This window comes from Cellulomonas sp. HZM, assembly GCF_000708885.1.
Lineage (GTDB): Bacteria > Actinomycetota > Actinomycetes > Actinomycetales > Cellulomonadaceae > Cellulomonas.
Genome location: NZ_JEOE01000005.1, coordinates 117,444 through 142,335, shown reverse-complemented (window position 1 = coordinate 142,335; position 24,892 = coordinate 117,444). Strand labels below are relative to the sequence as shown.

Annotated in this window: 21 protein-coding genes and 1 riboswitch; of the genes, 12 read left to right on the top strand and 9 right to left on the bottom strand. The window is 73.4% G+C overall.

The window, feature by feature from the left end; translation table 11 throughout:
* Positions 1 to 240: 240 nt before the first annotated feature.
* Positions 241 to 1,545, bottom strand: a complete 1,305-nt coding sequence (locus AW16_RS0105175; protein ID WP_081861459.1) for a glutamyl-tRNA reductase — start codon at positions 1,543 to 1,545, stop codon at positions 241 to 243.
* 44 nt (positions 1,546 to 1,589) lie between these two features.
* Between AW16_RS0105175 and hemE the strand changes: the two genes are divergently transcribed.
* The 6 genes from hemE to hemL all read left to right on the top strand — a co-directional run bounded on the left by hemE (position 1,590) and on the right by hemL (position 8,611).
* Complete coding sequence (hemE, locus tag AW16_RS0105170; RefSeq protein WP_029288688.1) at positions 1,590 to 2,660, top strand: uroporphyrinogen decarboxylase; 1,071 nt, start codon at positions 1,590 to 1,592, stop codon at positions 2,658 to 2,660.
* A gap of 8 nt (positions 2,661 to 2,668) precedes the next feature.
* On the top strand, positions 2,669 to 4,180 hold the full coding sequence (locus AW16_RS0105165; protein WP_034648137.1) for an NAD(P)/FAD-dependent oxidoreductase: 1,512 nt from the start codon (positions 2,669 to 2,671) through the stop codon (positions 4,178 to 4,180).
* A gap of 219 nt (positions 4,181 to 4,399) precedes the next feature.
* Positions 4,400 to 5,374 (top strand): hydroxymethylbilane synthase, encoded by a 975-nt coding sequence (gene hemC / locus AW16_RS0105160; RefSeq protein WP_029288684.1) that lies wholly within the window; start codon positions 4,400 to 4,402, stop codon positions 5,372 to 5,374.
* Entirely contained in the window at positions 5,371 to 6,276 is a 906-nt protein-coding gene (locus AW16_RS17545; RefSeq protein WP_051681676.1) for a uroporphyrinogen-III synthase, read from the top strand. The genes hemC and AW16_RS17545 overlap by 4 nt, the downstream gene beginning before the upstream one ends.
* Positions 6,273 to 7,268, top strand: a complete 996-nt coding sequence (gene hemB / locus AW16_RS0105150) for a porphobilinogen synthase (RefSeq protein ID WP_029288681.1) — start codon at positions 6,273 to 6,275, stop codon at positions 7,266 to 7,268. Before AW16_RS17545 ends, hemB begins: the two co-directional genes overlap by 4 nt.
* On the top strand, positions 7,265 to 8,611 hold the full coding sequence (hemL, locus tag AW16_RS0105145) for a glutamate-1-semialdehyde 2,1-aminomutase (protein ID WP_029288679.1): 1,347 nt from the start codon (positions 7,265 to 7,267) through the stop codon (positions 8,609 to 8,611). The genes hemB and hemL overlap by 4 nt, the downstream gene beginning before the upstream one ends.
* A gap of 23 nt (positions 8,612 to 8,634) precedes the next feature.
* On the opposite strand, the gene AW16_RS0105140 is transcribed toward hemL, so the two are convergent.
* From AW16_RS0105140 to AW16_RS0105125, 3 genes are all read right to left on the bottom strand, one after another.
* Positions 8,635 to 9,207: an RDD family protein gene (locus AW16_RS0105140; RefSeq protein WP_081861457.1), complete on the bottom strand. Its 573-nt coding sequence runs from the start codon at positions 9,205 to 9,207 to the stop codon at positions 8,635 to 8,637.
* A 56-nt stretch (positions 9,208 to 9,263) separates the two neighbouring features.
* Positions 9,264 to 10,271 carry a sulfite exporter TauE/SafE family protein gene (locus AW16_RS0105130; RefSeq protein WP_081861456.1) on the bottom strand — a complete coding sequence of 336 codons (1,008 nt, stop codon included), beginning with the start codon at positions 10,269 to 10,271 and terminating at the stop codon, positions 9,264 to 9,266.
* A gap of 176 nt (positions 10,272 to 10,447) precedes the next feature.
* Positions 10,448 to 10,906, bottom strand: a complete 459-nt coding sequence (locus AW16_RS0105125; RefSeq protein ID WP_029288673.1) for an Rrf2 family transcriptional regulator — start codon at positions 10,904 to 10,906, stop codon at positions 10,448 to 10,450.
* A 102-nt stretch (positions 10,907 to 11,008) separates the two neighbouring features.
* Between AW16_RS0105125 and AW16_RS0105120 the strand changes: the two genes are divergently transcribed.
* The 4 genes from AW16_RS0105120 to AW16_RS0105105 all read left to right on the top strand — a co-directional run bounded on the left by AW16_RS0105120 (position 11,009) and on the right by AW16_RS0105105 (position 14,946).
* A complete protein-coding gene (locus AW16_RS0105120) occupies positions 11,009 to 11,290 on the top strand; it encodes a metal-sensitive transcriptional regulator (protein ID WP_029288671.1) in 282 nt (93 codons plus the stop codon).
* A gap of 20 nt (positions 11,291 to 11,310) precedes the next feature.
* The gene (locus tag AW16_RS0105115) at positions 11,311 to 11,541 is read left to right on the top strand and encodes a heavy-metal-associated domain-containing protein (RefSeq protein WP_029288669.1); all 231 of its coding nucleotides are present in this window, start codon (positions 11,311 to 11,313) and stop codon (positions 11,539 to 11,541) included.
* Positions 11,542 to 11,594: 53 nt separating this feature from the next.
* Entirely contained in the window at positions 11,595 to 14,051 is a 2,457-nt protein-coding gene (locus AW16_RS0105110) for a heavy metal translocating P-type ATPase (RefSeq protein WP_081861465.1), read from the top strand.
* A gap of 76 nt (positions 14,052 to 14,127) precedes the next feature.
* A complete protein-coding gene (locus AW16_RS0105105) occupies positions 14,128 to 14,946 on the top strand; it encodes a CPBP family intramembrane glutamic endopeptidase (RefSeq protein WP_231495952.1) in 819 nt (272 codons plus the stop codon).
* Between the two features lie 7 nt (positions 14,947 to 14,953).
* Here AW16_RS0105105 and AW16_RS0105100 read toward each other — a convergent pair whose 3' ends face one another.
* Positions 14,954 to 15,550 carry an HdeD family acid-resistance protein gene (locus AW16_RS0105100; protein ID WP_029288664.1) on the bottom strand — a complete coding sequence of 199 codons (597 nt, stop codon included), beginning with the start codon at positions 15,548 to 15,550 and terminating at the stop codon, positions 14,954 to 14,956.
* A gap of 132 nt (positions 15,551 to 15,682) precedes the next feature.
* Here AW16_RS0105100 and AW16_RS0105095 point away from each other — a divergent pair, with 132 nt between their 5' ends.
* Entirely contained in the window at positions 15,683 to 18,187 is a 2,505-nt protein-coding gene (locus AW16_RS0105095; RefSeq protein WP_081861455.1) for a lysylphosphatidylglycerol synthase transmembrane domain-containing protein, read from the top strand.
* A gap of 78 nt (positions 18,188 to 18,265) precedes the next feature.
* Here AW16_RS0105095 and AW16_RS0105090 read toward each other — a convergent pair whose 3' ends face one another.
* The 4 genes from AW16_RS0105090 to AW16_RS0105075 form a co-directional block, all read right to left on the bottom strand.
* Positions 18,266 to 18,643, bottom strand: coding sequence for an SHOCT domain-containing protein (locus tag AW16_RS0105090; protein ID WP_029288660.1), 378 nt, complete (start codon positions 18,641 to 18,643; stop codon positions 18,266 to 18,268).
* A 212-nt stretch (positions 18,644 to 18,855) separates the two neighbouring features.
* Positions 18,856 to 18,999 carry a hypothetical protein gene (locus tag AW16_RS18330; protein ID WP_156044053.1) on the bottom strand — a complete coding sequence of 48 codons (144 nt, stop codon included), beginning with the start codon at positions 18,997 to 18,999 and terminating at the stop codon, positions 18,856 to 18,858.
* A 16-nt stretch (positions 19,000 to 19,015) separates the two neighbouring features.
* A riboswitch (cyclic di-GMP riboswitch) is annotated at positions 19,016 to 19,091 on the bottom strand.
* A 309-nt stretch (positions 19,092 to 19,400) separates the two neighbouring features.
* The gene (locus AW16_RS16875; protein WP_034648135.1) at positions 19,401 to 19,571 is read right to left on the bottom strand and encodes a CsbD family protein; all 171 of its coding nucleotides are present in this window, start codon (positions 19,569 to 19,571) and stop codon (positions 19,401 to 19,403) included.
* A gap of 74 nt (positions 19,572 to 19,645) precedes the next feature.
* Positions 19,646 to 20,233: a 1-acyl-sn-glycerol-3-phosphate acyltransferase gene (locus AW16_RS0105075; RefSeq protein WP_029288657.1), complete on the bottom strand. Its 588-nt coding sequence runs from the start codon at positions 20,231 to 20,233 to the stop codon at positions 19,646 to 19,648.
* Between the two features lie 476 nt (positions 20,234 to 20,709).
* Here AW16_RS0105075 and AW16_RS0105070 point away from each other — a divergent pair, with 476 nt between their 5' ends.
* On the top strand, positions 20,710 to 24,804 hold the full coding sequence (locus tag AW16_RS0105070; RefSeq protein WP_034648134.1) for a CARDB domain-containing protein: 4,095 nt from the start codon (positions 20,710 to 20,712) through the stop codon (positions 24,802 to 24,804).
* Positions 24,805 to 24,892: the final 88 nt, after the last annotated feature.

Here is a 24,892-nt window from a genome sequence, read left to right as displayed (position 1 = left end):
ACCAGCACCAGCCGGTCATCAACGACGCCCTCACGAGGCGAACCAGGGACTTCGAACATGCGTATGAATCTACCCGAACCGGACACCCCGGGTCAACCCAGAAACAGCACCTGATCTGCGAAAACACCCTGTGGACAAGACAGCGCAACCACGTGCCTGTGGACGGCTCGACGAGAGCGCGCAGACACTCGATCGCCGCCGAGTGCCACGACCAGGCGGCGGACCTCGACGACGCGACGCTCAGGCCGTCGCGCTCGTCGGCTCGTCGTGCGACCGCGCCGCGGACTGGGCACCGACAGCCGGCATGCCAGGCACCGCGACCGTCGCCAGCTCGGCCAGCGCGGACGCGTACGCGGCGGTGTCCCCCGCGCGGGCCGCCTCGCGCGCACGGATCGTCGGCGCATGCAGCGCGGCACGCGTGCGGCGACGCAGAGCGCGCTCGGTGCGCTCGTCGCGTGCCTCGTCGGGCAGCGCCTGCAGCGCGGACTCGAGCCCACCGAGCACGCGCGTGCGCTCCGCGAGGACGGCGGGGTTCCACTCGCGCACGCGCCGGTCGCCCTCGTAGTCCTGCGCGGCGTTGTCGACCAGCGTGCGTGCGGTCTGGACCGCGGCGTGCTCGGCGGGCGCGTGCTGCGCGACGGTGTGCAACGACACGAGCCGGACGCCGGGCAGCTCACGCACGCCCGGGTCCACGTCGTGGCGCAGCGCGAGGTCGACGACGGTCAGGGGCCGGGCGTCGTCGGACCGCGCGGACGCGAGCGCGTCGACCTCGAGCACCGCCCCCGCAGCGCCGGAGCACGCGACGACGAGGTCCACCCCGGCGACCTCGGAGGCGAGGTCCGCACCGGACGGGACGGCCCGCACGCCACGCGCCGAAGCGAACTGCGACGCCCGGCCGCTCGGCGAGTACACACGCACGTCGGTCACCCCGCGCGCCTTGAGCGCGGCGAGCGACGCGCCCGCGTACGACCCGGTGCCGACGAGCACGCACCGCACGTCGGACCAGTCGGGCAGCCCGGAGGCCGCGATGTCGAGCGCGACGCCGACGACCGAGCGGCCCGTGCCGCCGAGCCCGGTGCGGGCGTCGACCGCGCGGGACACGCGGGACGCCGCCTGGAACAGCGACTCGAGGTCGCCGGTCGTCGTGCCGTCGCGGCGCGCGGCGGTCAGCGCCCGGCGCACCTGGCCGGCGATCTCGCGCTCGCCGACGACCATCGACTCGAGCCCGGACGCGACGGCGAACAGGTGCCCCGCGGCGGACGTGTCGGTCAGCGCGGTGAGGTGCGCGGCGACCGCCTCGACCGGGTACCCGGACCGCGCCGCGACCGTCCGGGCCGCGGCAGTGCGGGCAGCGGGGGCGTCGGCCGCGTCGGCGACGTCCAGGTACAGCTCGAACCGGTTGCACGTCGCCAGGACGACGGCACCGGAGATCGAGGTCGCCGCACCGACGAGCTCACGACCGACGGCGTGCACGTCCGACGAGAGACGTTCCAGCACGGCCAGGTCCAGCTCGTGGTGCGATGCGACGAGGGACAGCAGCACCACACCCCGAGTTAATCACCCCGCTATTTCTCGGGCACAATCGACGCGTGGTTCTTCCCGTCACACATCCCCTCGCCGACGGCCGCACGACGCATTCCGCGCTCGTGCGCGCATATTCCGGCGAGCGCCCCGACCGTCGTCCCGTCTGGTTCATGCGTCAGGCGGGCCGTTCGCTGCCCGAGTACCGCGAGGCGCGCGCCGGCACCGCGATGCTCGACGCGTGCCTCGACCCCGCGATGGCGAGCGAGATCACGCTCCAGCCGGTGCGCCGGCACGACGTGGACGCCGCGATCTTCTTCTCCGACATCGTCGTGCCGCTGCGGCTCGCGGGCATCGACGTCGAGATCCAGCCCGGTGTCGGCCCGGTCATGGGCAGCGCGGTCCGCACGGCCGACGACGTCGCCCGGCTGCGCGACCTCGAGCTGACCGACGAGGCGCTCGCCCCCGTCGCCGAGGGCGTCGCCCGCACGGTCGCAGCACTCGGCTCGACGCCCCTCATCGGCTTCGCCGGCGCACCCTTCACGCTCGCCGCGTACCTCGTCGAGGGCGGCCCGTCGCGTGACCACCTCGCCGCGCGCACCCTCATGCACGCCGACCCGGACACGTGGCGCGCGCTCACCGAGTGGGCGGCCGACGTCACCGGTGCGTTCCTGCGGGCGCAGGTGCTCGCGGGCGCTTCGGCGGCGCAGCTGTTCGACTCGTGGGCGGGCTCGCTGTCGCTGGCCGACTACACCGCGCACGTGCAGGCCGCCTCGGCGCGCGCGCTGGGCCACGTGGCCGACCTCGCCGCGGACGGCGTGCGGCGCGTGCACTTCGGCACCGGGACGGGCGAGCTGCTCGCGGCCATGCGGGACGCGGGCGCGGACGTCGTCGGCGTGGACTACCGGATCCCGCTCGACGAGGCGTCGCGCCGGCTCGGCGGGAGCACGCCGCTGCAGGGCAACATCGACCCGGCGCTGCTCGCGGCGCCGTGGGACGTGCTCGAGGCGCACGTGCGGGACGTCGTCGCGCGCGGTGCGAGCGCACCCGGGCACGTCGTGAACCTGGGTCACGGCGTCCCGCCGACGACCGACCCCGACGTGCTGACGCGGCTCGCCGCGCTGGTGCACGCGATCTGAGCACGCGCATGACGCAGCGCCCTGACCGCCGCGACCACTGGGACGCCGTCGTCGTCGGGGGCGGCGTGGCGGGGCTCGCCGCCGCGCGGGACCTGGTCACCGCCGGGCACCGCACGCTCGTGCTGGAGGCACGCGACGCCGTCGGCGGTGCGGTGCGCGGGCACGAGGTCGCGGGGCTGTCGCTCGACGCAGGTGCCGAGTCGTTCGCGACGCGCGGCGCGATCGTGTCGTCGTACCTCGCCGAGCTGGGGCTGGCCGACGACGTGCGCGCACCGGCACCGCTCGGCTCGTGGGTGCACCTGCCCTCGGGCGACGGGCCGCTGCCCCGCACCGGTCTGCTCGGCATCCCCGCACACCCCCTGGCCGCCGACGTGCGGCGCACGCTCGGGCTGCTCGGTGCGGCACGGGCAGCGCTCGACGCGGTCCTCCCCCCGTCGGTCGGGCGCGACGCGGCCAGTCTCGGCGCGCTCGTGCGGGCGCGCATGGGCGCGCGCGTGCTGGACCGCCTCGTGCGGCCGATCGTCGGCGGCGTGCACGCCGCGGACCCCGACGACCTCGCGGTGGACACCGTCGCGCCCGGCCTGGCGGCGGTGCGCACGCGGTCGCTCGCCCGTGCGGTGCGGACGCTGCGTTCCTCGGCCCCCGCCGGCTCGGCGGTGCAGGGCATCGAGGGCGGGATGCACGTGCTGGTCTCGCGGCTTGCGCAGGAGGCCGGCGAGGTGCGCACGCGCACGGCGGTCACGGCGGCGCGGCGGGAGGACGACGGCTTCGTCGTCGTGACCGACGCAGGAGAGGTGCTCGCCGACCGGCTCGTCGTGGCCGCGCCCCGCCCCGACCTCGTCGCGCAGGTCACCGATCTCGGGGACGTGACGGTCGACGAGGGCGCTGTGGTGACCCTGGTGACGCTCGTGCTCGACTCCCCGGCGCTGGATGCGGCCCCGCGCGGCACGGGCGTGCTCGTCGCACGCGACGCCACCGACGTCGACGCCAAGGCCCTCACGCACGCGACCGCCAAGTGGCCGTGGCTGGCCCACGCGGCCGGCCCGTCCCGCCACGTGGTCCGCCTCTCCTACGGCCGCGCGGACACCCCCACCACGTCCGCCCCTGCCGCCCCCGAGCGCGCGGGTCTCGGACGAGAGCGCGTGTCTGGACTGGCGCGCTCGTCCGGGACCGGCGCACTCGCGCAGGGGATGGCTGCGGACAGACGCGCGGCGGGCGATCGGCCGGATGCGGCGGGCGACGAGATCGTGGCCGACGACGCCGTGGCCGTCGCGCGGCGGGATGCCGCGGTGCTGCTCGGGGTCGACGACGACGAGCTCGGCACCCTCGTCGGGCACGCCGTGGTGCGCTGGACGCAGGCGCTCCCGCGGCCCAGCGCGCGGCACCGGGACGCGGTCGCGGCCGTGCGCGCGGCGGTCGCCGAGGTGCCGGGGCTCGCCGTGACCGGTGCGTGGGTCGCCGGGAACGGGCTCGCGTCGGTGCTCCCGGACGCACGCGCCGCCGCCGCATCCGTCGCCTGAGAGGCGCGGCCCCGCGCACCACCGCAGTGACGCCGCGCACATTTCTTTTCTGACAACTCGTCAGCGCATTTCCCTTCCACGGCCCCGCGGCTACCAACGCATGGCGCCCGTCACATTTCCGCGCGCATGTTCTGACTTTCCGTCAGCAACTCTCGCGAATTCCGCGTCCCACCCGGACGGGCTTCGACAGCCCGCCCCGTGCAGGGGGAGACTGACCCCATGCCCCAGCACGTCCGCATCGGTACGCGCGCCTCCACGCTGGCCCTCACGCAGACTGGCCACGTCGCCGACGACCTGGCCCGCCTGGCCGACGTCGAGGTCGAGACCGTGCGCGTCCGGACCGACGGCGACCGTCTCACGGGATCGCTCGCGACCCTGGGCGGCACGGGAGTGTTCGTCACCGCGTTGCGCGACGCCCTGCTCGACGGCCGCTGTGACGTCGCCGTGCACTCCCTCAAGGACCTGCCGACGGGCGACGCGGACGGACTGACCATCGCGGCCGTCCCCGCGAGGCAGGACCCGCGCGACGTCCTGTGCGCACGCGACGGGCTGACGATCGCGACGCTGCCCACGGGTTCGACCGTCGGCACCGGCTCCCCCCGCCGCGCGGCGCAGCTGCGGGCGGCGCGGCCCGACCTCGTCGTCGTCGACATCCGCGGCAACGTCGACACACGGCTCGGCCGCGTGGCCGGCTCGGGGCACGGTCCGGGCGATCTCGACGCCGTCGTCCTCGCGCGCGCAGGCCTGGCCCGGCTCGACCGGCTCGACGCGATCACCGAGGTCATCGACCCGGAGCTCATGGCCCCCGCACCCGGCCAGGGCGCGCTCGCGGTCGAGGTCCGCACCGCCGACCTCGCCGACCCCGGCACACCGCTCGCGCTCGCGCTCGCCGCGCTCGACCACGAGTCGACGCGGCTCGCGGTGCTCGCGGAGCGCGCGGTGCTCGCGCGCCTCGAGGCAGGGTGCGCCGCGCCGGTGGGCGCGTGGGGCACGGTCGTCGGCGCGACGCTCGAGCTGCACGCGGTGGTCGCCGCGCCGGACGGCTCCGCGACGCTGCGCCGCGACCTCGCCCGCACGCTCCCCGACGACCCGCGCGACGCGGTCGACACCGCCGACGCGCTCGGACGCGACCTCGCCGACGTGCTCCTCGTCGACGGCGCGGGCGACATCGCGGACCTGCAGGCGAGCCGATGACCGGGCCGACGAGCGGCTCGACGACCGGGCCGACGAGCATCCCGGCGTCCGGCACTACCGGCAGCCCGGCGTCCGGCACGCCGGGGTCGACGAGCCCGCTCGCCGGCTGGCGCGTCCTGGTCCCGCGCCCCGCGGCGGGATCGAGCCCCGCGCAGGTCGCGCTCGCCGCGGCGGGCGCGCACGCAGAGCTGGTCCCGCTCGTGCAGACCGTCCCCGCCGAGGGGCTCGACGACGTCGTGCTCGCGCTCGGTGCCGGGTGGTACCGCTCGCTCGTCGTGACGAGTGCCGCCGCCGTCCCCGTGCTCGTCGGGCATGCGGACGACGCAGGCCGCACGCTCGCCGACGTGCTGCGCGACGGGCGCGTCCAGGTCGCCGCGGTGGGTCCGGGCACCGCGCGTGCGCTCGAGGCCGCGGACGTCGCGGTCGACCTCATTCCCCGGTCCCCGTCGACGGCCGCGTCGCTCGTCGCCGCCTGGCCGGACGCGAGCACGGGCGCCGACGACCGACCGGCCCGCGTGCTGTTCCCCCGCGGCGACCTCGCCGCCCCCACGCTCGCCGAGGGCCTGCGCGCGAAGGGCTGGCAGGTCGACGACGTCGTCGCCTACCGCACCGTCCCGGCGCAGGCGCCCGACGAGGTTCGCACCGACTGGCGAGAGGGCCGGTTCGACGCGGCGCTGCTCACGTCCGCGAGCACCGTGCGCGAGATCGTCGCGCAGCTCGGCGCTCCCCCGCCCGGCACGCTGCTCGTCGCCATCGGCCCGACGACCGCGGCCGAGGCCCGCGCCCACGGCCTCGAGCTCGCCGCGACCGCCGACACCCAGACCATGTCCGGCCTCGTCGACGCGCTCGCCCGCGCGACCACGAGCCGCGCGACCACCTCCCACCAGGAGAACGCACGATGACCACGCCCCACCCCGGCCGCATCCGCCCCCGCCGCACGCGTACCACGCCCGCGGTCCGCCGCCTCGTCGCGCAGACTCGCCTGCACCCCGCCGAGCTCGTGCTGCCGGTGTTCGTGCGCGAGGGGCTGACCGAGCCGCGCCCGATCACCTCGATGCCCGGCGTGCTGCAGCACACACGCGACTCGCTGCGCGGCGCGCTCGCCCAGGCGGCCGAGGCCGGGATCGGCGGCGTGATGCTCTTCGCGGTCCCCGAGCACCGGGACGCGACCGGCTCGCAGGCCACCGACCCGGACGGCATCCTCAACGTCGCGATCGCCGACGCGGTCGCCGAGGTGGGGGACGCGCTCGTCGTGCAGGCCGACCTGTGCCTCGACGAGTTCACGGACCACGGCCACTGCGGCGTCCTGACGCCGAGCGGCGCCGTGGACAACGACGCGACGCTCGTGCGGTACGCCGAGATGGCGCTCGCGCAGGCGGCCGCCGGCGCCCACCTCGTCGGCCTGTCCGGGATGATGGACGGCCAGACGGGCGTGGTGCGTGACGCGCTCGACGACGCCGGGCACGACGACGTCGCGGTGCTGGCCTACGCGGCGAAGTACGCGAGCGCGTTCTACGGCCCGTTCCGCGAGGCTGTCGAGTCGCAGCTCGAGGGCGACCGCCGCACGTACCAGATGGACCCCGCGAACCGCCGCGAGGCCGCTCGCGAGGTCGCGATCGACGTCGCCGAGGGCGCCGACGTGATCATGGTCAAGCCCGCGATGAGCTACCTCGACGTGCTCGCCGACGTCGCCGCCGTGTCACCCGTACCGGTGGCGGCCTATCAGGTGTCGGGCGAGTACGCCATGCTCGAGGCCGCCGCCGCGCAGGGCTGGATCGAGCGCAGACGGGCGATTGTCGAGTCCGTGCTCAGCATCCGGCGCGCGGGTGCCGATCATGTCCTGACGTACTACGCGACGGAGCTGGCCGGATGGCTGGCGGAGGAGACCCGATGAGCACGACGAGCGACGCGGCGTTCGAGCACGCCCGGTCCGTGATCCCCGGCGGGGTGAACTCGCCCGTGCGCGCGTTCGGTGCGGTCGGCGGAGCCCCGCGCTTCCTCGCGTCCGCCCGCGGCGCGTACGTGACCGACGTCGACGGTGTCGAGCGCGTCGACCTGGTCGGCTCGTGGGGTCCAGCGCTGCTGGGCCACGCGCACCCGCAGGTGGTCGAGGCGGTGCAGCAGGCGGCCGCGCGCGGTCTGAGCTTCGGTGCGCCGACGACGACCGAGGTCGAGCTCGTCGAGGCGATCCGCTACCGCGTCCCGGCCGCCGAGAAGGTGCGCCTGGTCTCGACCGGCACCGAGGCGACCATGACCGCGCTGCGGCTGGCCCGCGCGTACACGGGCCGCGACCTCGTCGTGAAGTTCGCCGGCTGCTACCACGGCCACGTCGACGCGCTGCTCGCCTCCGCGGGCTCGGGCGTCGCGACGCTCGCGCTGCCGGACTCGGCGGGCGTCTCCGCGGCGACGGCTGCCGAGACGATCGTCGTCCCCTACAACGACCTCGACGCGCTGCGCACGGTGTTCGTCGCGCACGGCGACCGCATCGCGGCCGTCATCACCGAGGCCGCGCCCGCGAACATGGGCGTCGTCCCGCCGCTGCCCGGCTTCAACGCCGAGCTGCGCCGCCTCACGCTCGAGAACGGCGCGCTGCTCATCCAGGACGAGGTGCTCACAGGCTTCCGCGTCGGGTTCTCCGGCTGGTGGGGGCTCGAGGGCCTGCGCGAGGGCTGGTCGGCCGACCTGTTCACGTTCGGCAAGGTCATCGGCGGCGGGCTTCCCGTCGCGGCGGTGGGCGGTCGGCGCGACGTCATGGACCACCTGGCTCCCGAGGGGCCCGTGTACCAGGCGGGCACGCTGTCCGGGAACCCGGTCGCCACCGCGGCGGGCCTGGCGACGCTCCAGCTGGCCGACGCCGACGTGTACTCCCGCGTCGACGCGGCCGCCGAGCGCCTGCGCGGCGCGATCACGTCAGCGCTCGGCGAGGCCGGCGTCCCGCACGCGGTGCAGTGGGCGGGCAACCTGTTCTCGATCGTGTTCGGCGAGGCCGCGGCCCGCGAGGGCGCCCGCGACTACGCCTCGGTGCTGGCCACGGACTCGTTCCGCTACGCGCCGTTCTTCCACTCGCTGCTCGACTCCGGGGTCTACGCGCCGCCGTCGCCGTTCGAGGCGTGGTTCGTCTCGGCCGCGCACGACGACGACGCGCTGTCCCGCATCGAGGAGGTCCTGCCCGCCGCGGCGCGCGCGGCCGCCGAGGCCACCGCCCCGGCGCGCGACGCGGAGCACGCCCGGGTCTGACCGCGGTCAGCCGGGTCAGCCGGTCAGACCACGACCGTCGTGTCGCTGATCGTGTCCGCGAACGTGCGGCGGCGGCCGTCCCACAACGGCTGCAGGTAGCCGACCACGGAGACCAGGTCGACGAGGTGGAGCAGCTCACGCCGCAGCGCCCGGCCGATGCCGCACGCCCGCCCGTCGCTCGTGCGCACCAGCCGCACGCCGGTGAGCCACTTGCCCAGCGAGACGCCGTACCGGCCCTGCGCGTACACGCGGTTGCCGCCGAACCAGGCGAGGAACCAGACGACCCCGAGCAGCACCACCGACATGCCGTCGTCGGTGCCGTAGCCGAGCGCGACCGCCGCCGGCACGGCCATCACGGCGATGTCGACGACGTGCCCGACGGCTCGCCGACCCCACGACGCGTACTGCGGCCGCACCGCGGCGTGCTCGCTGAACCGGCGCACGGGCGGCTCGTCGGCGGCGTCGGCCACCGGAGGTCGGGGGAACGGGACCGACGGCGTCGGCTCCCACGCCGTGGGGCTCGTCCCGGGCTCGCGCTCGCCTGATGACGCCCCGGCGTCTTCGGGGCGGCGCGGGTCGTCGGCAGCGCTGCTCATCGAGGCGAGTATGCCGCCGATCGGGCGCGTGCGTGCGCCGATCGAGCGTGCGGGGGTCAGTCGCGGGCGGTGACCGGCGTGAGGTCGTCGGACCCGCTCGACGCGCGCGCGGCGGCCGCGACGGCGCCCGCGTGGTGCAGGCCGGGCGGGACGGGGGCGTCGTCGACCGGGGCGGTCACGCCTGCGGCCTCGTCGGCCGCCTTCTCGATGCGGTACGCACGCACGGACCACGCGACGGCGGCGGCCCACACCACGACGACCGTCCACAGCAGCGCGGCGCGGGCCGCGGAGGGGAGGTCGAGCGCGTCGTCGCCGACGATCGTGCGGACGTTGGTGAGCACGATGATCCCGCCGACCGCCGAGCCGAGGACCCGGGGCGGCAGCAGCCGGACCAGCCACGCTGCGACGGGTGCGGCGATGATGCCGCCGACGAGCAGCGCGAGCACCCAGCGCACGTCGATGCCCGCGGTGCCGAGCGCGATGAGGAAGCCGGCGCTCGCGGCGATCGAGACGAGGAACTCGCTGGTGTCGATCGAGCCGATCACCTTGCGCGGCTCCATGCGGCCCGACGAGAGGAGCGCGGGCGTGCCCACGGGCCCCCAGCCGCCGCCGCCCGTCGCGTCGAGGAAGCCCGCGACCAGGCCGAGCGGGGCGAGGAACCTGCGGCGCAGCGGCTGGCCGAGCCGGTCCTTGCGCAGCCCCTTGAGGGTGAACCGCACGAGGATGTAGATGCCGAGGCCGAGCAGGATGCCGGACATCACCGGCTTGGCGACGTCGAGCGAGAGCCGTGCCAGGACCGTCGCGCCGAGGAACGATCCGACCGCGCCCGGGACGCCGACGCGGCGCACGACGCGCCAGTCGACGTTGCCGAACCGCCAGTGCGAGACGCCGGACGCGAGCGTGGTGCCGATCTCTGCGAGGTGCACCGTGGCCGACGCGGCGGCGGGGTTGGTGCCGATCGCGAGCAGCAGCGTGGTCGACGTGACGCCGTACGCCATCCCGAGGCTGCCGTCGACGAGCTGTGCGGCGAGGCCGACGAGGGCCAGGAGCAGGAGCTTGCGCACGGGGACGGACCTGTTCGATCGGGGGCGGGATTCCCCGATCATTCCGACTCAGCGGGTAGGAATTCAATCGAGCATCCACGATCTGGGACGCGGCGCTCGGCGCGCGGGCTCGTCGGCCCGTTCGTCGGACCGGCTCGTCCGCCTGCTCGGCGACCCGCTCTCCGGACCCGCTCGGGCTACGGGTTCTCCCAGGACGCCGCATCCTCGGCCATCTCCCGCACGTGCGCGGGGAGCTTCCCCGAGACGAGCGACGCGAGCGTGACCTGGTCGAGCACCTCGCGCACGCTCGCGCGCAGCGCGACCCACACGTCGAGCAGCGACGCCGCCGAGCCCTCGTAGCTCAGGCTCGGCGGGCGCTCGTCACGCACCGTCACGAGCGGTCCGTCGACCGCACGGATGACCTCGGCGAGCGTGATCTCGTCGGCGGCACGGGCCAGGCGGTACCCACCCGCGCGGCCACGCACGCTCGCGACGAGCCCGCCGCGCCGCAGGTCGCCGAGGATCCGCTCGACGAAGCTCACCGGCAGCCCCTGGCCGCCCGCCAGGACGTCGGCCGTCACCGGGTCACCGTGCGGGCTCGCCGCCAGCTCGGCGCACGCCCGCACCGCATAGTCCGCCTTCGCCGAGACCCGCATGGCGACCATTGTGCCGGTCCCGGGACCCAGGTCCCGCCAACCGGAATACCCCTGGGGGGTACCTTGTTGCGAGCGATCACGACGAACCGAGCGGGAGGCACGATGCACGGCTACACCGACGCGAAGGACGACTACCTCAAGCGCCTGCGCCGCGTGGAGGGGCAGGTCCGCGGCATCGCGCGCATGGTGGCCGAGGACGTGTACTGCATCGACGTCCTCACGCAGATCGCCGCGGTGACCAAGGCGCTGCAGGCCGTGAGCATCGGCCTGGTCGAGGACCACCTGTCCCACTGCGTCGTCGATGCCGCGCGGCAGTCGCCCGAGGAGGGCGCCGCGAAGGTCAAGGAGGCGGCCGACGCGATCGCCCGTCTCGTCCGCAGCTGACAACCCCGAGGAGAACCACGATGACCACCACCACCTACGGCGTCGACGGCATGACCTGCGGCCACTGCGTGCAGCACGTCACCACCGAGGTCAGCGCCCTGCCGGGCGTCTCGTCGGTCGACGTCGAGCTCGTCGTCGGGGGCTCGTCGCGGGTCACCGTGACGTCCGACGCGCCGCTCGCCGACGCGGACGTCGCCGCGGCCGTCGACGAGGCCGGCTACGTCCTCACCCCCCGCCGGTCGCTGCTGTGAGCAGCACCCCGGACACCGCAGGACCGCTCGTCGTCGACCTCGCGATCGAGGGCATGACCTGCGCGTCGTGCGTGGCCCGCGTCGAGAAGCGCCTGGGCCGCCTCCCGGGCGTCACCGCGACGGTCAACCTGCCTCTCGAGCAGGCCCACGTCACGATCACCACCCCCGACGACCCGACGACCCCCACCGCCACCCCGGCGGACCTGGTCGCCGCGGTCCGCGCGGCGGGCTACGACGCCACCCCCACCCGCTCGTCGCGCCCTGCGGGCGAGCGCGCCAGTCTGGGACGAGAGACGAGGTCTGGACACGCTCGCTCGACCGGAAGTGGCGCGCTCGCGGGCGGCGAGCACGGTGCCGACGAGCACGGGATGGGCGCGATGGGTGGGATGGATGCGCGGGAGCACGCGCTGTCCGGGCACACCATGGCGCCGGGGCACGACATGGACCCCGACGAGGACACGTCCGCGCCGACCGACGCGCGCGGGGCCGAGCTGCGGTCCCGGCTGGTGGTCGCGGCGGTGCTGACCGTCCCCGTGGTGCTGCTGTCGATGGTCCCCGCGGCCCAGTTCACCGGGTGGCAGTGGGTCGTCGCGGCCCTCGCGCTGCCCGTCGTGACGTGGGCGGCGTGGCCGTTCCACCGGGCGGCGGCGCGCGCGGCACGGCACGGGGCGTCGACGATGGACACGCTCGTCTCGATCGGCATCGTCGCGGCGACCGGCTGGTCGCTGTGGGCGCTGCTGCTCGGCGGTGCGGGCGAGCTGGGCATGACGATGATGCCGTCCCTGTGGCCGCGCGCCGCGCACGACGGCTCGTCGCCGGAGCTGTACTTCGAGGTCGCGACCGTCGTGACGACGTTCCTGCTCGCGGGGCGGTACGCCGAGCACCGCTCGCGTCGCCGCGCCGGCGACGCCCTGCGCGCGCTGCTCGACCTCGGCGCCAAGGACGTGGCGGTGCTCCGCGGCGGAACCGAGGTCCGGGTGCCGATCGGCGAGCTGGAGGTCGACGACGAGTTCGTCGTGCGACCCGGTGAGAAGGTCGCGACCGACGGCGTGGTGGTGCGCGGCGAGAGCGCGCTCGACACCTCGCTCCTCACGGGCGAGCCCGTGCCGGTCGACGTCGCACCGGGCGACGAGGTGACGGGCGCGACGATCAGCACGACCGGCTCGCTCGTCGTGCGCGCGACCCGCGTGGGCGACGACACCCGCCTCGCGCAGATCGGTCGGCTCGTCGCGACCGCCCAGACGGGCAAGGCGCCCGTGCAACGGCTCGCGGACCGGGTCTCCGCGGTGTTCGTCCCCGTGGTGCTGGTGCTCGCGGTCGGCACGCTCGTGGCATGGCTGCTCTCCGGGGCAGACGCGCAGCAGGCGTTCACCGCGGCGGTCGCGGTGCTGATCATCGCGTGCCCGTGCGCGCTCGGGCTCGCCACGCCGACCGCGCTGCTCGTCGGCACGGGACGCGGTGCCCAGCTCGGCATCCTCATCAAGGGCCCCGAGATCCTCGAGCAGACGCGCGCGGTCGACACCGTGGTGCTCGACAAGACGGGCACCGTGACCGAGGGCCGGATGACCGTCGTCGACGTCCTCACCCCGGGCACCTCGCGCGACGAGGTGCTGCGGTTCGCTGCCGCGGTCGAGCGGCTCTCGGAGCACCCGATCGCGCGCGCCGTGGCAGCGGCGGGAACGGGGAGCGGGCCCGACGACGAGTCCCCGGCCACCGGCGCCGACGGCGTCGCGATCGGCTCCGACGAGGTGCACGAGTTCCGCACGTACGCGGGCCACGGCGTCACCGGAGTCGTGCGTACCGCGCACGCGGGCGTGGGGCTCGGCCGGCGCGTGCTCGTCGGCCGCCCCGCGTGGCTGGCGGAGCAGGGCGTCGCGGTCGACGGGCTGCGCGAGCCGTTCGACGCGGCCGAGGCCGACGGTGCGACGGCGGTCGTCGTCGCGTGGGACGGCTCGGCGCGCGGCGTCGTCGTGCTCCGCGACCCCGTGAAGGAGTCGTCGCACGAGGCCGTCGCACAGCTGCGCGACCTCGGGCTGCGGCCCGTGCTGCTCACCGGGGACAACGAGGGCGCCGCACGTGCCGCCGCGCGCGAGGTCGGGATCGACGACGTCGTCGCGCAGGTGCTGCCCGCGGACAAGGTCGCCGCCGTCGAGCGGCTGCAGGCCGGCGGCGCGCGGGTCGCGATGGTCGGCGACGGCGTGAACGACGCGGCGGCGCTCGCGCAGGCTGACCTCGGGCTCGCGATGGGGACCGGGACCGACGTCGCGATCGAGGCCGCCGACCTCACGCTGGTGCGCGGTGACCTGCGCTCCGCGGCGCAGGCGATCCGGCTGTCGCGCGCGACGCTCCGCGTGATCCGGCAGAACCTGTTCTGGGCGTTCGCGTACAACGTCGCGGCGATCCCGCTCGCGGCGCTGGGGCTGCTCAACCCGATGATCGCGGGCGCGGCGATGGCGTTCTCGTCGGTGCTCGTCGTCGGCAACTCGCTGCGGCTGCGCCGCTTCACGTGAGCCGGCCACCGCTCGCCCTGCCCGCCGTCCAGGTCGCGTCCAGGCGACGTCCAGACGGCGGGCATACGCTGCGCGCGTGACGGACCAGGAGGAGCGCACGGTGGCGAGCGGGTCGCCCGTGCCGCAGCCCGACGAGCGCGCGTGGCGGCGCCGGCTCACGGTCGAGGTGTGGATCGTGCTCGGCCTGTCGCTCGGACGCTCGGGCGTGTACGCGATCGTGAACATCGTCGACCGCCTCACCGTGGGCCCCGCGCTGGGCGACCAGTCGACGACGCTCAACCCTTCGCTGTCACCGCGCCCGTGGCTCGACCTGACCTACCAGGTGCTGGCGATCGGGTTCGCGCTCATGCCCGTCACGCTCGCTCTCTACCTGCTCTCGGCGAACGGCCGCTCGGCGGTCCGGCGCATCGGGCTCACGTTCACGCGGCCGCTGCGTGACCTCGGCGTCGGCGTCGGCCTCGCGGCGCTCATCGGCATCCCGGGCCTCGGCCTGTACGCCGCCGCGCGCGCGATGGGCATGGCCGTGGAGGTGCAGGCCTCCGCGCTCGGCACCTACTGGTGGACCGTCCCGATGCTGATCCTGCTCGCGCTCAAGGACGCGCTGCTCGAGGAGGTCGTCGCCGTCGGGTACCTCATGGAGCGGCTGCGGGACCTCCGCTGGCGCGAGCCCGCGATCGTCGTCGCCAGCGCGGCCCTGCGGGGCTCGTACCACCTCTACCAGGGCTGGGGCGCGCTGCTCGGCAACTTCGTCATGGGCCTGGTGTTCGCCGAGTACTACCGGCGCCGCCGCAGGGTCATGCCGCTCGTCGTCGCGCACACCGTCATGGACATGACCGTGTTCATCGGCTACGCCCTGCTGCCCGCGGACCTACGGGCGTCGCTGCATCTGGGCTGAGACGTCCTCAGACCTCGATGACCGTCGGGCCCGCCGTCTCCAGGCGCTTGCCCACCGACCTCGCGGCGAAGCCAGTCACGACGAGCACGACGCCCGCGACCAGGGTGAACATCCCGAGGATCACCATCACCACGGCGACCGACGTCTGCGGGTTGGTCAGCAGCAGCAGGCCGATGAGCAGGCTCACCAGACCGAACGTGAGCGGGAAGTACCACGTCTCGCTGTCCTGGTGGTGGGCGGCGATCGACGCGACGATCCCCGCGATCCCGAGGATCACGATCCAGGCGGCGATCAGGTAGAAGACCACCCGCACGGTCGGCGCGGGCCAGATCAGCACGACGACACCGACGGCGATCGCGAGCAGGCCACCCACGACGGGCCACAGCACGCCGGTGTCCTTCCGGTCCGCGAGCGCCGAGACGATCATCAGCACGCCGTCGACGATCGTGAACAGACCGACGAGCCACGCGAGCGCGGTCAGCGTGTCGAACGGGTGGAACAGCATGAACAGGCCGAGCACGAGCAGCAGCACACCGCGCAGCACGGGCAGCCACCAGAAGCGGCGCAGCTGCGCAGACACCTCGGCGGGCGTGGGATACGTCATGGCTCGACTCCTCGTGCTCGTCGCGCTCGCCGTCGGGGCTGGCCGCCCGACGGAAGAACTGCACGTCACGCTAGCGCGGGGCCCCTGCGCGTGCGCAAGACCACGCCGCACGCCGCGCCTAGACTCGCCCCTATGTCCGCGCCGTCGTCCGCCCGTCGCGAGGCCGACGAGGAGCCCGACGCACCCCGGTCGGCGCCCGAGCCGCAGGCCCCCCAGGTCGTCGTGGACGACGACGACCCCACGATGCGGGTCCACCACCCGAGCGACCTCATCGGCACCGTCCTCGCGGCTGCCGCCGTCGTGGTGGTCATGGTGCTCGCGACGTACGCGCAGCACACCACGACCGGCGTGGCGGAGGACGTGCAGGGCTTCGCGACGCTCCTGCGACGCATCCTCGTGGTCCCCGTGCAGGTGTTCGAGGGTCTCGTCACGCTCGTGGTCCCGGTCGCCGTCATCACCGAGCTCGCGCTGCGCCGGCTGGGTCGCCAGGTGCTCGAGGCGCTGGGCGCCGCGGTCGCTGCGATCCTGCTCAACGGCCTCGTGCTGTGGCTGGTGCACGAGTTCGGCGGTGAGGACCTCACGGTCGGGCTCTCGGTGCTCGTCAAGGGCGACTGGGTCGTCACGATGCCCGGGTACGTCGCGATGCTCGCCGGCCTCCTGACGGTGTCCGGGCCGCGCGCACGCCGCACGAGCGTGCGCTGGTCGTGGAACCTGCTGTGGGTCGCGGTCGGCATCCTGCTCGTCACCGCTCAGGTCTCGCTGCCCGGGCTGGCGATCTCGCTCCTCGTCGGACGGCTCGCCGGCCTCGGGATGCGGTTCTGGTCCGGCGTGCGGTCCGAGCGCGCGTACGGCGACGCGTTGGTCGCGGGCATCCGTCGCGCCGGGTTCGACCCGGCCCACGTGCGCCGCATCCCCGAGGCGGACGACGACCCGCACGCGCTGGGCGGCGACGCGGCCGCGCGTGCGCTCATGCGAGCGACGGGCTACCGCGCGTACGAGCTGACGACCGCGGACGACGAGAAGCTCGACGTCGTCGTCATCGACGGTGACCGCCAGGTGGCCGGCATGCTCTCGCGCGCGTGGCGGTCGCTGCGGCTGCGCGGCCTCGAGGGGCGCCAGGTCGTCGGACTGCGGCAGGCCGCCGAGCACAACGCGCTGCTGTCCTACGCCGCCCACGCGGCCGGCGTGCGCACGCCCAGCCTGCTCGCGGTCGCCGAGGCCGACGACTCGATGCTGATGGTGCAGACACGTCCCGAGCGGGCGGTCCCGCTGACGGAGCTCGAGCCCGACGACCTGACCGACGACCTGCTCGCCGAGGTGTGGGCCCAGCTGCAGCTGGTCCACTCGGCGGGCCTCGCGCACCGCGCGCTCACGAGCGACACGGTGCTCGTCGAGAACGTCGCCGGACGGCCGTTCGTCTGGGTGACCGGCTGGGAGCAGGGGTACGTCGCGTCCTCGGAGCTGGCCCGCCGCATGGACGACTCGCAGATGCTCGCGCTGCTGGCCCTGCGCGTGGGCGCCCGGCGCGCGATCGACTCCGCGGCCGGCGTGCTGTCCGACCAGGACATCGCCGCGATCGGCCCGCTCCTGCAGACCATCTCGCTGCCACGCCAGACGCGCGACGAGATGCGCGCGGACAAGAAGGTGCTCGCGGAGCTGCGCGCGGCCCTCGTCGAGCGGCTGCCCGAGGCCGACGTCGAGCCGCAGCAGCTGGTCCGGTTCGGCATGCGGACCGTGCTGACGATCGTGCTGCCGATCTTCGCGGTCATCTTCATCGTCACGCAGATCAACCTCGACGAGATCACGCACGCCGTCTCGCAGAGCGACTGGCGCTGGAGCGTGCTGGCCTTCGCGCTCGGCCTGCTCACGCTCCTCGGGGCGGCGTTCGCGCTCGTCGCGTTCTCTCCCGTGAAGCTCTCGCTGTGGCGCACGGTGCTGGTGCAGTCCGCCGCGACGTTCGTCGCGCTCGCGGCCCCCGCGGGCATCGGGCCGGCAGCCATGAACCTGCGGCTGCTCACCAAGCGTGGCGTGAGCGCGACCCTCGCGGGCGCGACCGTCGCGCTCGTGCAGGTCAGCCAGTTCATCGTCACGGTCGCGCTGCTCGTCGTGCTGACGATCGCGTCCGGGAACAAGGAGTCGACGCTCCCGGTCTCCCCGGTGGTGCTGCTCGTCATCGCGATCGTCGCGGCGCTCGTCGCCGCGTCGCTGCTGATCCCGGCGGTGCGCCAGTGGGTGCTGGCGAAGACGATGCCGACGATCCGCCAGACCTGGCCCCGGCTGGTCGACGTGCTCGGCCGGCCGTGGCGGCTCGCGCTGGCCGTGGGCGGCAACCTGCTCATGACGCTGGGGTACGTCGCGGCGTTCGACGCCTGCCTGCGCGCGTTCGGGCAGGAGGCGACGCTCATCCAGGTCGCGATCATCTACCTCGCGGGCAACACCGCCGGCGCGATGGTCCCGACGCCGGGCGGCATGGGTGCGATCGAGGCCGCGCTCGCGGGATCCCTCTCGGCCGTGACGGGCATCAACATCGGTATCGCGACGTCGGTGGCGATCCTGTTCCGCGTCGTCACCTACTGGCTGCGCATCCCGATCGGCTGGGTGTCGATGCGCGTGCTGCAGCGGCAGGGCGAGCTGTAGTCCTGCGCTCCTCGACGCACGAGAGCCCGGCACCCTCCGCGGGTGCCGGGCTCTCGTCCTGCGTCGGTCCTGCTCAGGTCAGGCGAGCGCCTTGGCCTTGAGCTTGGCGAACTCCGCATCGTCGATGACGCCCTGGTCGAGCAGCGCCTTCGCGTCCGCGATGTGCTCGGCCGGCGACTTGCCGGCGACCTCGCGGATGTAGGAGTCCGTGTCCTGCTTCGCCTGCGCGACGGCCGCGACCTGGCGCTCGGCCATGCCCTTGCCGCGTGCGATCACGTAGACCAGGGCCGTGAGGAACGGGAAGATGACGAGGCCGACGATCCAGGCCGCCTTGGCCCAGCCGCTCGCCGTGCGGTCGCGGAACAGGTCACCCAGGATCTGGAACAGGATGACGAGGTACGCGAAGAAGACGAACCACCAGATCAGGAGCCAGAACCAGTCCCAGAAGCTGTCCATGGAGCGCTGTCCCTTTCGAAGGTGCACGCATCGGGGCGAAGCGTGCAGACATGGGCACGCTAGTGCACGACGGCACCGTAGTTCCATCACCCCTCGACGGGTGGTCACCCCTCGGACCTGCGACGATGTACGGTCCGGAGCACATCGCGGAAACTACGAAGGCGCCGCCCGGGCTGTGGGCGACGCCTTCGTGATGTACGGGTCCAGAACGATCAGGCGGCGATGCCGTCGTCGTTCTGCGAGGGGACGAGCGCGAGGGTTCCCATGCGGGCCGCGAGCGCGGACCAGGCCGCGGTGCGAGCGGCGGGGAAGGACGTGACCTCGGCCGGGTCTGCGGGGTATCCCGTGGTGTCCATCTTCGTGTCCTGTCTGTTCGGTAGCCCGGCTGACCGTCGTGGGTCCCGTGGCTTTGCGTCCCCTCCTTGCGGAGGGTTTGCCGTTTCGCTGACAAGTGGGACATTACCCACTGACCACCCGGTTAGGAAAGACCCCTAACGAGGCTAATTCGGACATCCGCGGATTTCACCCGCCCGGTCTGCGCGCTGCGGCCCCGCGATCCGCTAACGGGGGCTGACGTTGCATCGCTGCAGGTCACGCGATCGGGTGTGTCGCGCATCACCTGTGCCTCAGAGGCGGCGCGGCCTCGAACCGGCCCTGGACGCCACGAAGGGGCCCTCCGCAAGCGGAAGGACCCCTTCGGTGTTGGGCATCCACGTCGCCGGCTGCAGCCCACGGCCGACGACGTACCCGTGGGATGTCAGCTGAACGCGTCCTTGACCTTCTCGCCCGCCTGCTTCACGTCGGCCTTCGCCTGGTCACCCTTGCCCTCGGCCTCGAGCTTCTCGTCGTCGGTCGCCTTGCCGGCGGCCTCCTTGATCTTGCCCTTGGCTTCCTCGGCCGTGTTGCGGATCTTGTCGTCGAGACCCATGCGGCACCTCCCTGCGGCTTGACGGTGCCTTGACCCTACGTCGACCTCTGGTGACCCGCACCCCGAACGGGGGATCAGCCCGCGGTGTCGCCGCGGTGCTCCTCTCGCAGGCGCGGCTCGGTCCGACGCGCGGGCACGAGGCCCGCCTTGTCGGCATAGAAGGCGCGCACGACGTCCATGTCGGCGCCCACGTCGCCGGTCAGCCGGATCGTCGGGCCGAGGCCCGTGGTCATCGTCGTCCGGTCCACGTAGCCCAGCGTCACGGGCAGGTCGGTCGCGCGCGCGATCCGGTAGAAGCCGGACTTCCAGCCGTCACCGCTGCGCGTGCCCTCGGGCGTCACGACGAGGTAGAAGCCGGATCCGGTGCGCAGCCGCTCGGTCAACTCATCGACCAGGCCCGCGGGGTCGCGGCGGTCCACGGGGATGCCGCCCAGCGCGCGCATCAGCGGCCCGAAGGGCTTCTTGAACAGCGTGTGCTTGCCGAGCCAGCGGATCGGCAGGTCGGCCTCGCCGGCGATCGCCAGCATCAGCACGAAGTCCCAGTTGGAGGTGTGCGGTGCGCCGATGAGGATGCCGGCGCCGTCGGACGGCACGCGCTCGGTCTCGAGCCGCCAGCGGCTCAGCCGCCAGTAGCCGCGGGCGACGGCGCTTCGGATGCTCACGCCCAGAGAGTAGGCCACCCCCTGCTCCCCGCTCCTCGTTCGGCCTCTCACTCCCCGGCCGGAGCGGGTGGGAATCGGCTCGTCAGGCGAGCCAGTTCCGACCCGCGCGTGCGGTGTCCCGGTTCGTCTTGACGCGTCCCGATTCGATTCGTAGGGTCTGGCACTACGACACGCAAGAAGTTGACAGATCGGTCGCACAAAGTTGTGCACGTCTGGCAACTCGCGCATGTCACGGTCGGCGTGAGCACGCGCCGGTCATTGCGTCCCTCCGAGGCGGCACCACGTCGCGGACACGCCGGTCAGACCCCTCGACCGGCGGCGGCGCGTCAGCCCACGGCACCACCCGTCGAACGACCGCCCGCCGTCCCGGCACCAGGCCCGCCCCGTCGCACCGCTGCGACCCGACGCGCCGCGCACGACTGCAGCACCGCCGGACCGGCCCACCCCGCGCACGCGCGGGAGATCAAGGACGACCCATGCGAACCACCCTCAGGAGAGCGACCGTCGCCACGGCGTCCGTCGCGCTCGTCGTACCCCTCGGGCTCGTCGCGCTGCAGAGCGCGCAGGCCGTGACCACCAACCTCGCCGCCGGCAAGGCCACCACGTCGAGCAGCAGCAACTCCCCCTACGTGTCGGGCAACGTGACCGACGGCAGCCAGAGCAGCTACTGGGAGTCGAACAACAACGCGTTCCCGCAGTGGGTCCAGGTGGACCTCGGTGCCGCGTCGACCGTGACCGACCTCAACCTCAAGCTGCCCGCCGGCTGGGGCGCCCGCAACGAGACCATCACGGTCCAGGGATCCACGGACGGCAGCACGTTCACGACGATCAAGTCGCAGGCCTCGTACGCGTTCGACGGCTCGAGCAACAACGTGCCGGTGGACGTCACCGACTCCTCCGTGCGCTACGTGCGCCTGCAGTTCGCGGCGAACACCGGCTGGCCGGCCGCCCAGCTCTCGGAGCTCGAGGTGCTCGGCCAGGCTCCGACGACCCCGACGACGCCCGCCCCCACGGGCAGCAACCTCTCGCAGGGCCGCCCGGCGACGGCGTCGTCGTACACGCAGTCCTACGCGGCGGGCAACGCCGTCGACGGCAGCACCTCCACGTACTGGGAGGGCGCCAGCGGGCAGTACCCGAGCAACCTCGCGGTGAACCTCGCGGCGTCGAGCACGCTCACGGGCGTCATCGTGAAGCTCAACCCGGACTCGGCATGGGGGAACCGCACGCAGACGTTCTCCGTCGAGGGCAAGAGCGGCAGCGGCGCGTGGTCGACGATCAAGGCGTCCGCGGCGTACGCGTTCAGCCCGTCGTCGGGCAACCTCGTCACGATCCCGCTGACGTCGACCGTCACGGACGTCCGGCTCGTGTTCACGGCGAACACCGGGGCGGGCAACGGGCAGGTCGCCGAGCTGCAGGTGTGGGGCTCGCCGACGACGAACCCCGTCGCGAAGCCGGACCTCACGGTGCAGTCCGTGACGACGACGCCGGCTGGCCCGACGACGAGCGACACCATCACGCTGGCCGCCACGGTGAAGAACGTCGGTGACGGCGCCGCCGCGGCCACGAGCGTGCAGCTGTCCGTGGGCGGCACCGCCGTCGCCACGGTCGCCGTCCCGGCGCTGGCCGCGGGCGCGAGCACGACGGTCTCGACGAGCATCGGCACCAAGGCCGTCGGCACGTACACGACCTCCGCGGTCGTCGACCCGACCAACGCGATCGACGAGTCGAACGAGTCCAACAACTCGGCGAGCGGATCGTTCACGGTCACGAACGGCACCACGCCGACCGGCCAGAACCTCGCGCTGAACCGCCCGGCGACGGCCTCGTCGACCGAGTGGACCTACGTCGCGGCCAACGCGGTCGACGGCGACCGCACCACCTACTGGGAGGGCGCGGGCGGCCAGTACCCGAGCACGCTCGCCGTGAACCTGTCCTCGACCAGCACGGTCACGGGCGTGAACGTCAAGCTCAACCCCGACTCGGCGTGGGGCGCGCGCACGCAGACGTTCTCGATCGAGGCGAAGACGGGCAGCGGCTCGTGGTCGACCATCAAGTCGTCCGCGACGTACTCGTTCGCGCCGGGCTCGGGCAACGCGGTGAGCATCCCGGTGAGCGCGACGGCCAGCGACGTGCGCCTGAGCTTCACCGCGAACAGCGGCTCGGGCAACGGGCAGGTCGCCGAGCTCGAGGCGATCGGCACGCCCGCGCCCAACCCGGACCTCACGGTCAGCGCCGTCACGGCGTCTCCGTCGAGCCCGGTGGAGTCGGACACGATCACGCTGAGCGCGACCGTGAAGAACGTCGGCACGCTCGCCTCGGCGGCCACGACCGTCGCGTTCACGGTCGACGGCAACGCGGTCGGCACGGCGAACGTCGGCGCGATCGCGGCCGGCGGCCAGACGACCGTCACCAAGGCGATCGGTGCGCTCGCCGCAGGCAGCTACACGATCGGCGCGACGGCTGACCCGGACAACACCGTCGTCGAGCAGAACGAGGCGAACAACTCCTACGCGAGCCCGACGAAGCTGGCCGTCTCGGCGGTGCCGAGCTCCGACCTGGTGCCCGCGGTGAGCTGGTCGCCGTCGACGCCGGCGGCCGGCGCGACCGTCACGTTCACCGGCGCGATCACCAACGCGGGCAACATCGCCACGTCGTCGGGCTCGCACGGCATCACGGTCACGCTCAAGGACTCGTCGGGCGCGACGGTCAAGACGTTCACCGGCTCGGTGAGCGGCGCGATCGCGGCCGGCGCGACGAGCGCGCAGGTCACGCTCGGCACGTGGACGGCGGCCGACGGGAACTACACCGTCACGTCCGCCGTCGCGGCCGACTCCACGGAGGTCGCCGGCAAGCAGGGCAACAACACCACGTCCGGCGGGATCTTCGTCGGCCGCGGCGCCTCCATGCCGTACGACGCCTACGAGGCCGAGGACGGCCGGACGGGCGGCGGTGCGACCGTGCTCTCGCCCAACCGCACGGTCGGCGACCTCGCGGGCGAGGCCTCCGGGCGCCGCGCGGTGACGCTGTCCACCAACGGCTCCTACGTCGAGTGGACGCTCAAGAAGTCGACCAACACGCTCGTCACCCGGTTCTCCATCCCGGACAACGCGGCGGGCACGGGCCAGAGCGGGTCGATCGACATCTACGCGGGCGGGACGTTCCTCAAGCGCCTCGACCTCACCTCGAAGTTCGCGTGGCTGTACGGGAACGAGACCAATCCGGGCAACAGCCCGAGCGCGGGCGGCCCCCGGCACATCTACGACGAGGCCAACACCCTGCTCGGCACGACCCTGGAGGCGGGCACCACGATCCGTCTGCAGAAGACGGCGTCCAACCCGCAGCCCGTCACGGTCGACTTCATCAACACCGAGCTGGCGACGCCCAAGGCGAACCCGGACCCGTCCGCGTACGTGACGCCCACCGGCTTCACGCACCAGGCGGTGCAGGACGCGCTCGACAAGTTCCGCCAGGACACCACCGGCAAGCTCAAGGGCGTCTACCTGCCCCAGGGTGACTACTCCACCGCGAACAAGTTCCAGGTGTACGGCAAGGCGGTCGACATCGTCGGCGCCGGCCCGTGGTTCACCCGGTTCTTCGCACCGACCGACCAGGAGAACACCGACATCGGCTTCCGGGCCGAGGCGTCGGCGAACGGCTCGAAGTTCCGCAGCTTCTCCTACTGGGGCAACTACACGTCGCGCATCGACGGCCCCGGCAAGGTGCTGGACTTCACGAACGTCGCGAGCATGACGGTCGACGACCTCTGGGTCGAGCACATGATCTGCATGTTCTGGGCGTCGAACATGGACTCCAGCACCATCACGAACTCCCGTATCCGGGACACGTTCGCCGACGGCATCAACATGACCAACGGCAGCGCGAACAACCGGGTCGCCAACATCGAGGCACGCGGCACGGGTGACGACTCGTTCGCCCTGTTCGCGGCCACCGACAACGGCGGCTCGGGCCAGACCGGCAACGTCTACGAGAACCTGACCTCGCTGCTCACGTGGCGCGCGGCCGGCCTCGCGGTCTACGGCGGCTACGGCAACACGTTCCGGAACATCTACATCGCGGACACCCTGGTCTACTCGGGCATCACGATCAGCTCGCTGGACTTCGGGTACCCGATGGACGAGTTCGGGTCCGCGTCGCCGACGACGTTCGACAACATCTCGATCGTCCGCGCGGGCGGCCACTTCTGGGGCAACCAGACGTTCCCCGCGATCTGGGTGTTCTCGGCGTCGAAGAAGTTCCAGGGCATCCGGGTGAGCAACGTCGACATCGTCGACCCGACCTACTCCGGGATCATGTTCCAGACGAACTACGTCGGCTCCACCGCGCAGAACCCCATCACCGACACGGTCTTCACCAACGTCTCCATCAGCGGCGCCAAGAAGTCCGGCGACGCCTGGGACGCGAAGTCCGGGTTCGGCATCTGGGTCAACGAGATGCCGGAGGCGGGCCAGGGCCCGGCCGTCGGCTCGGTGACCTTCCACAACCTGAAGCTGTCCAACAACTTCCAGGACATCAAGAACACCACGTCGACGTTCACGATCAACCGCGACTGACGTCGTCCACGCCCACGGGCGGTCGGGTCCACCTGGACCCGGCCGCCCGTGCGGCGTCTGCGGCTCGCCCGGGTCGGCGGCGAGTGCG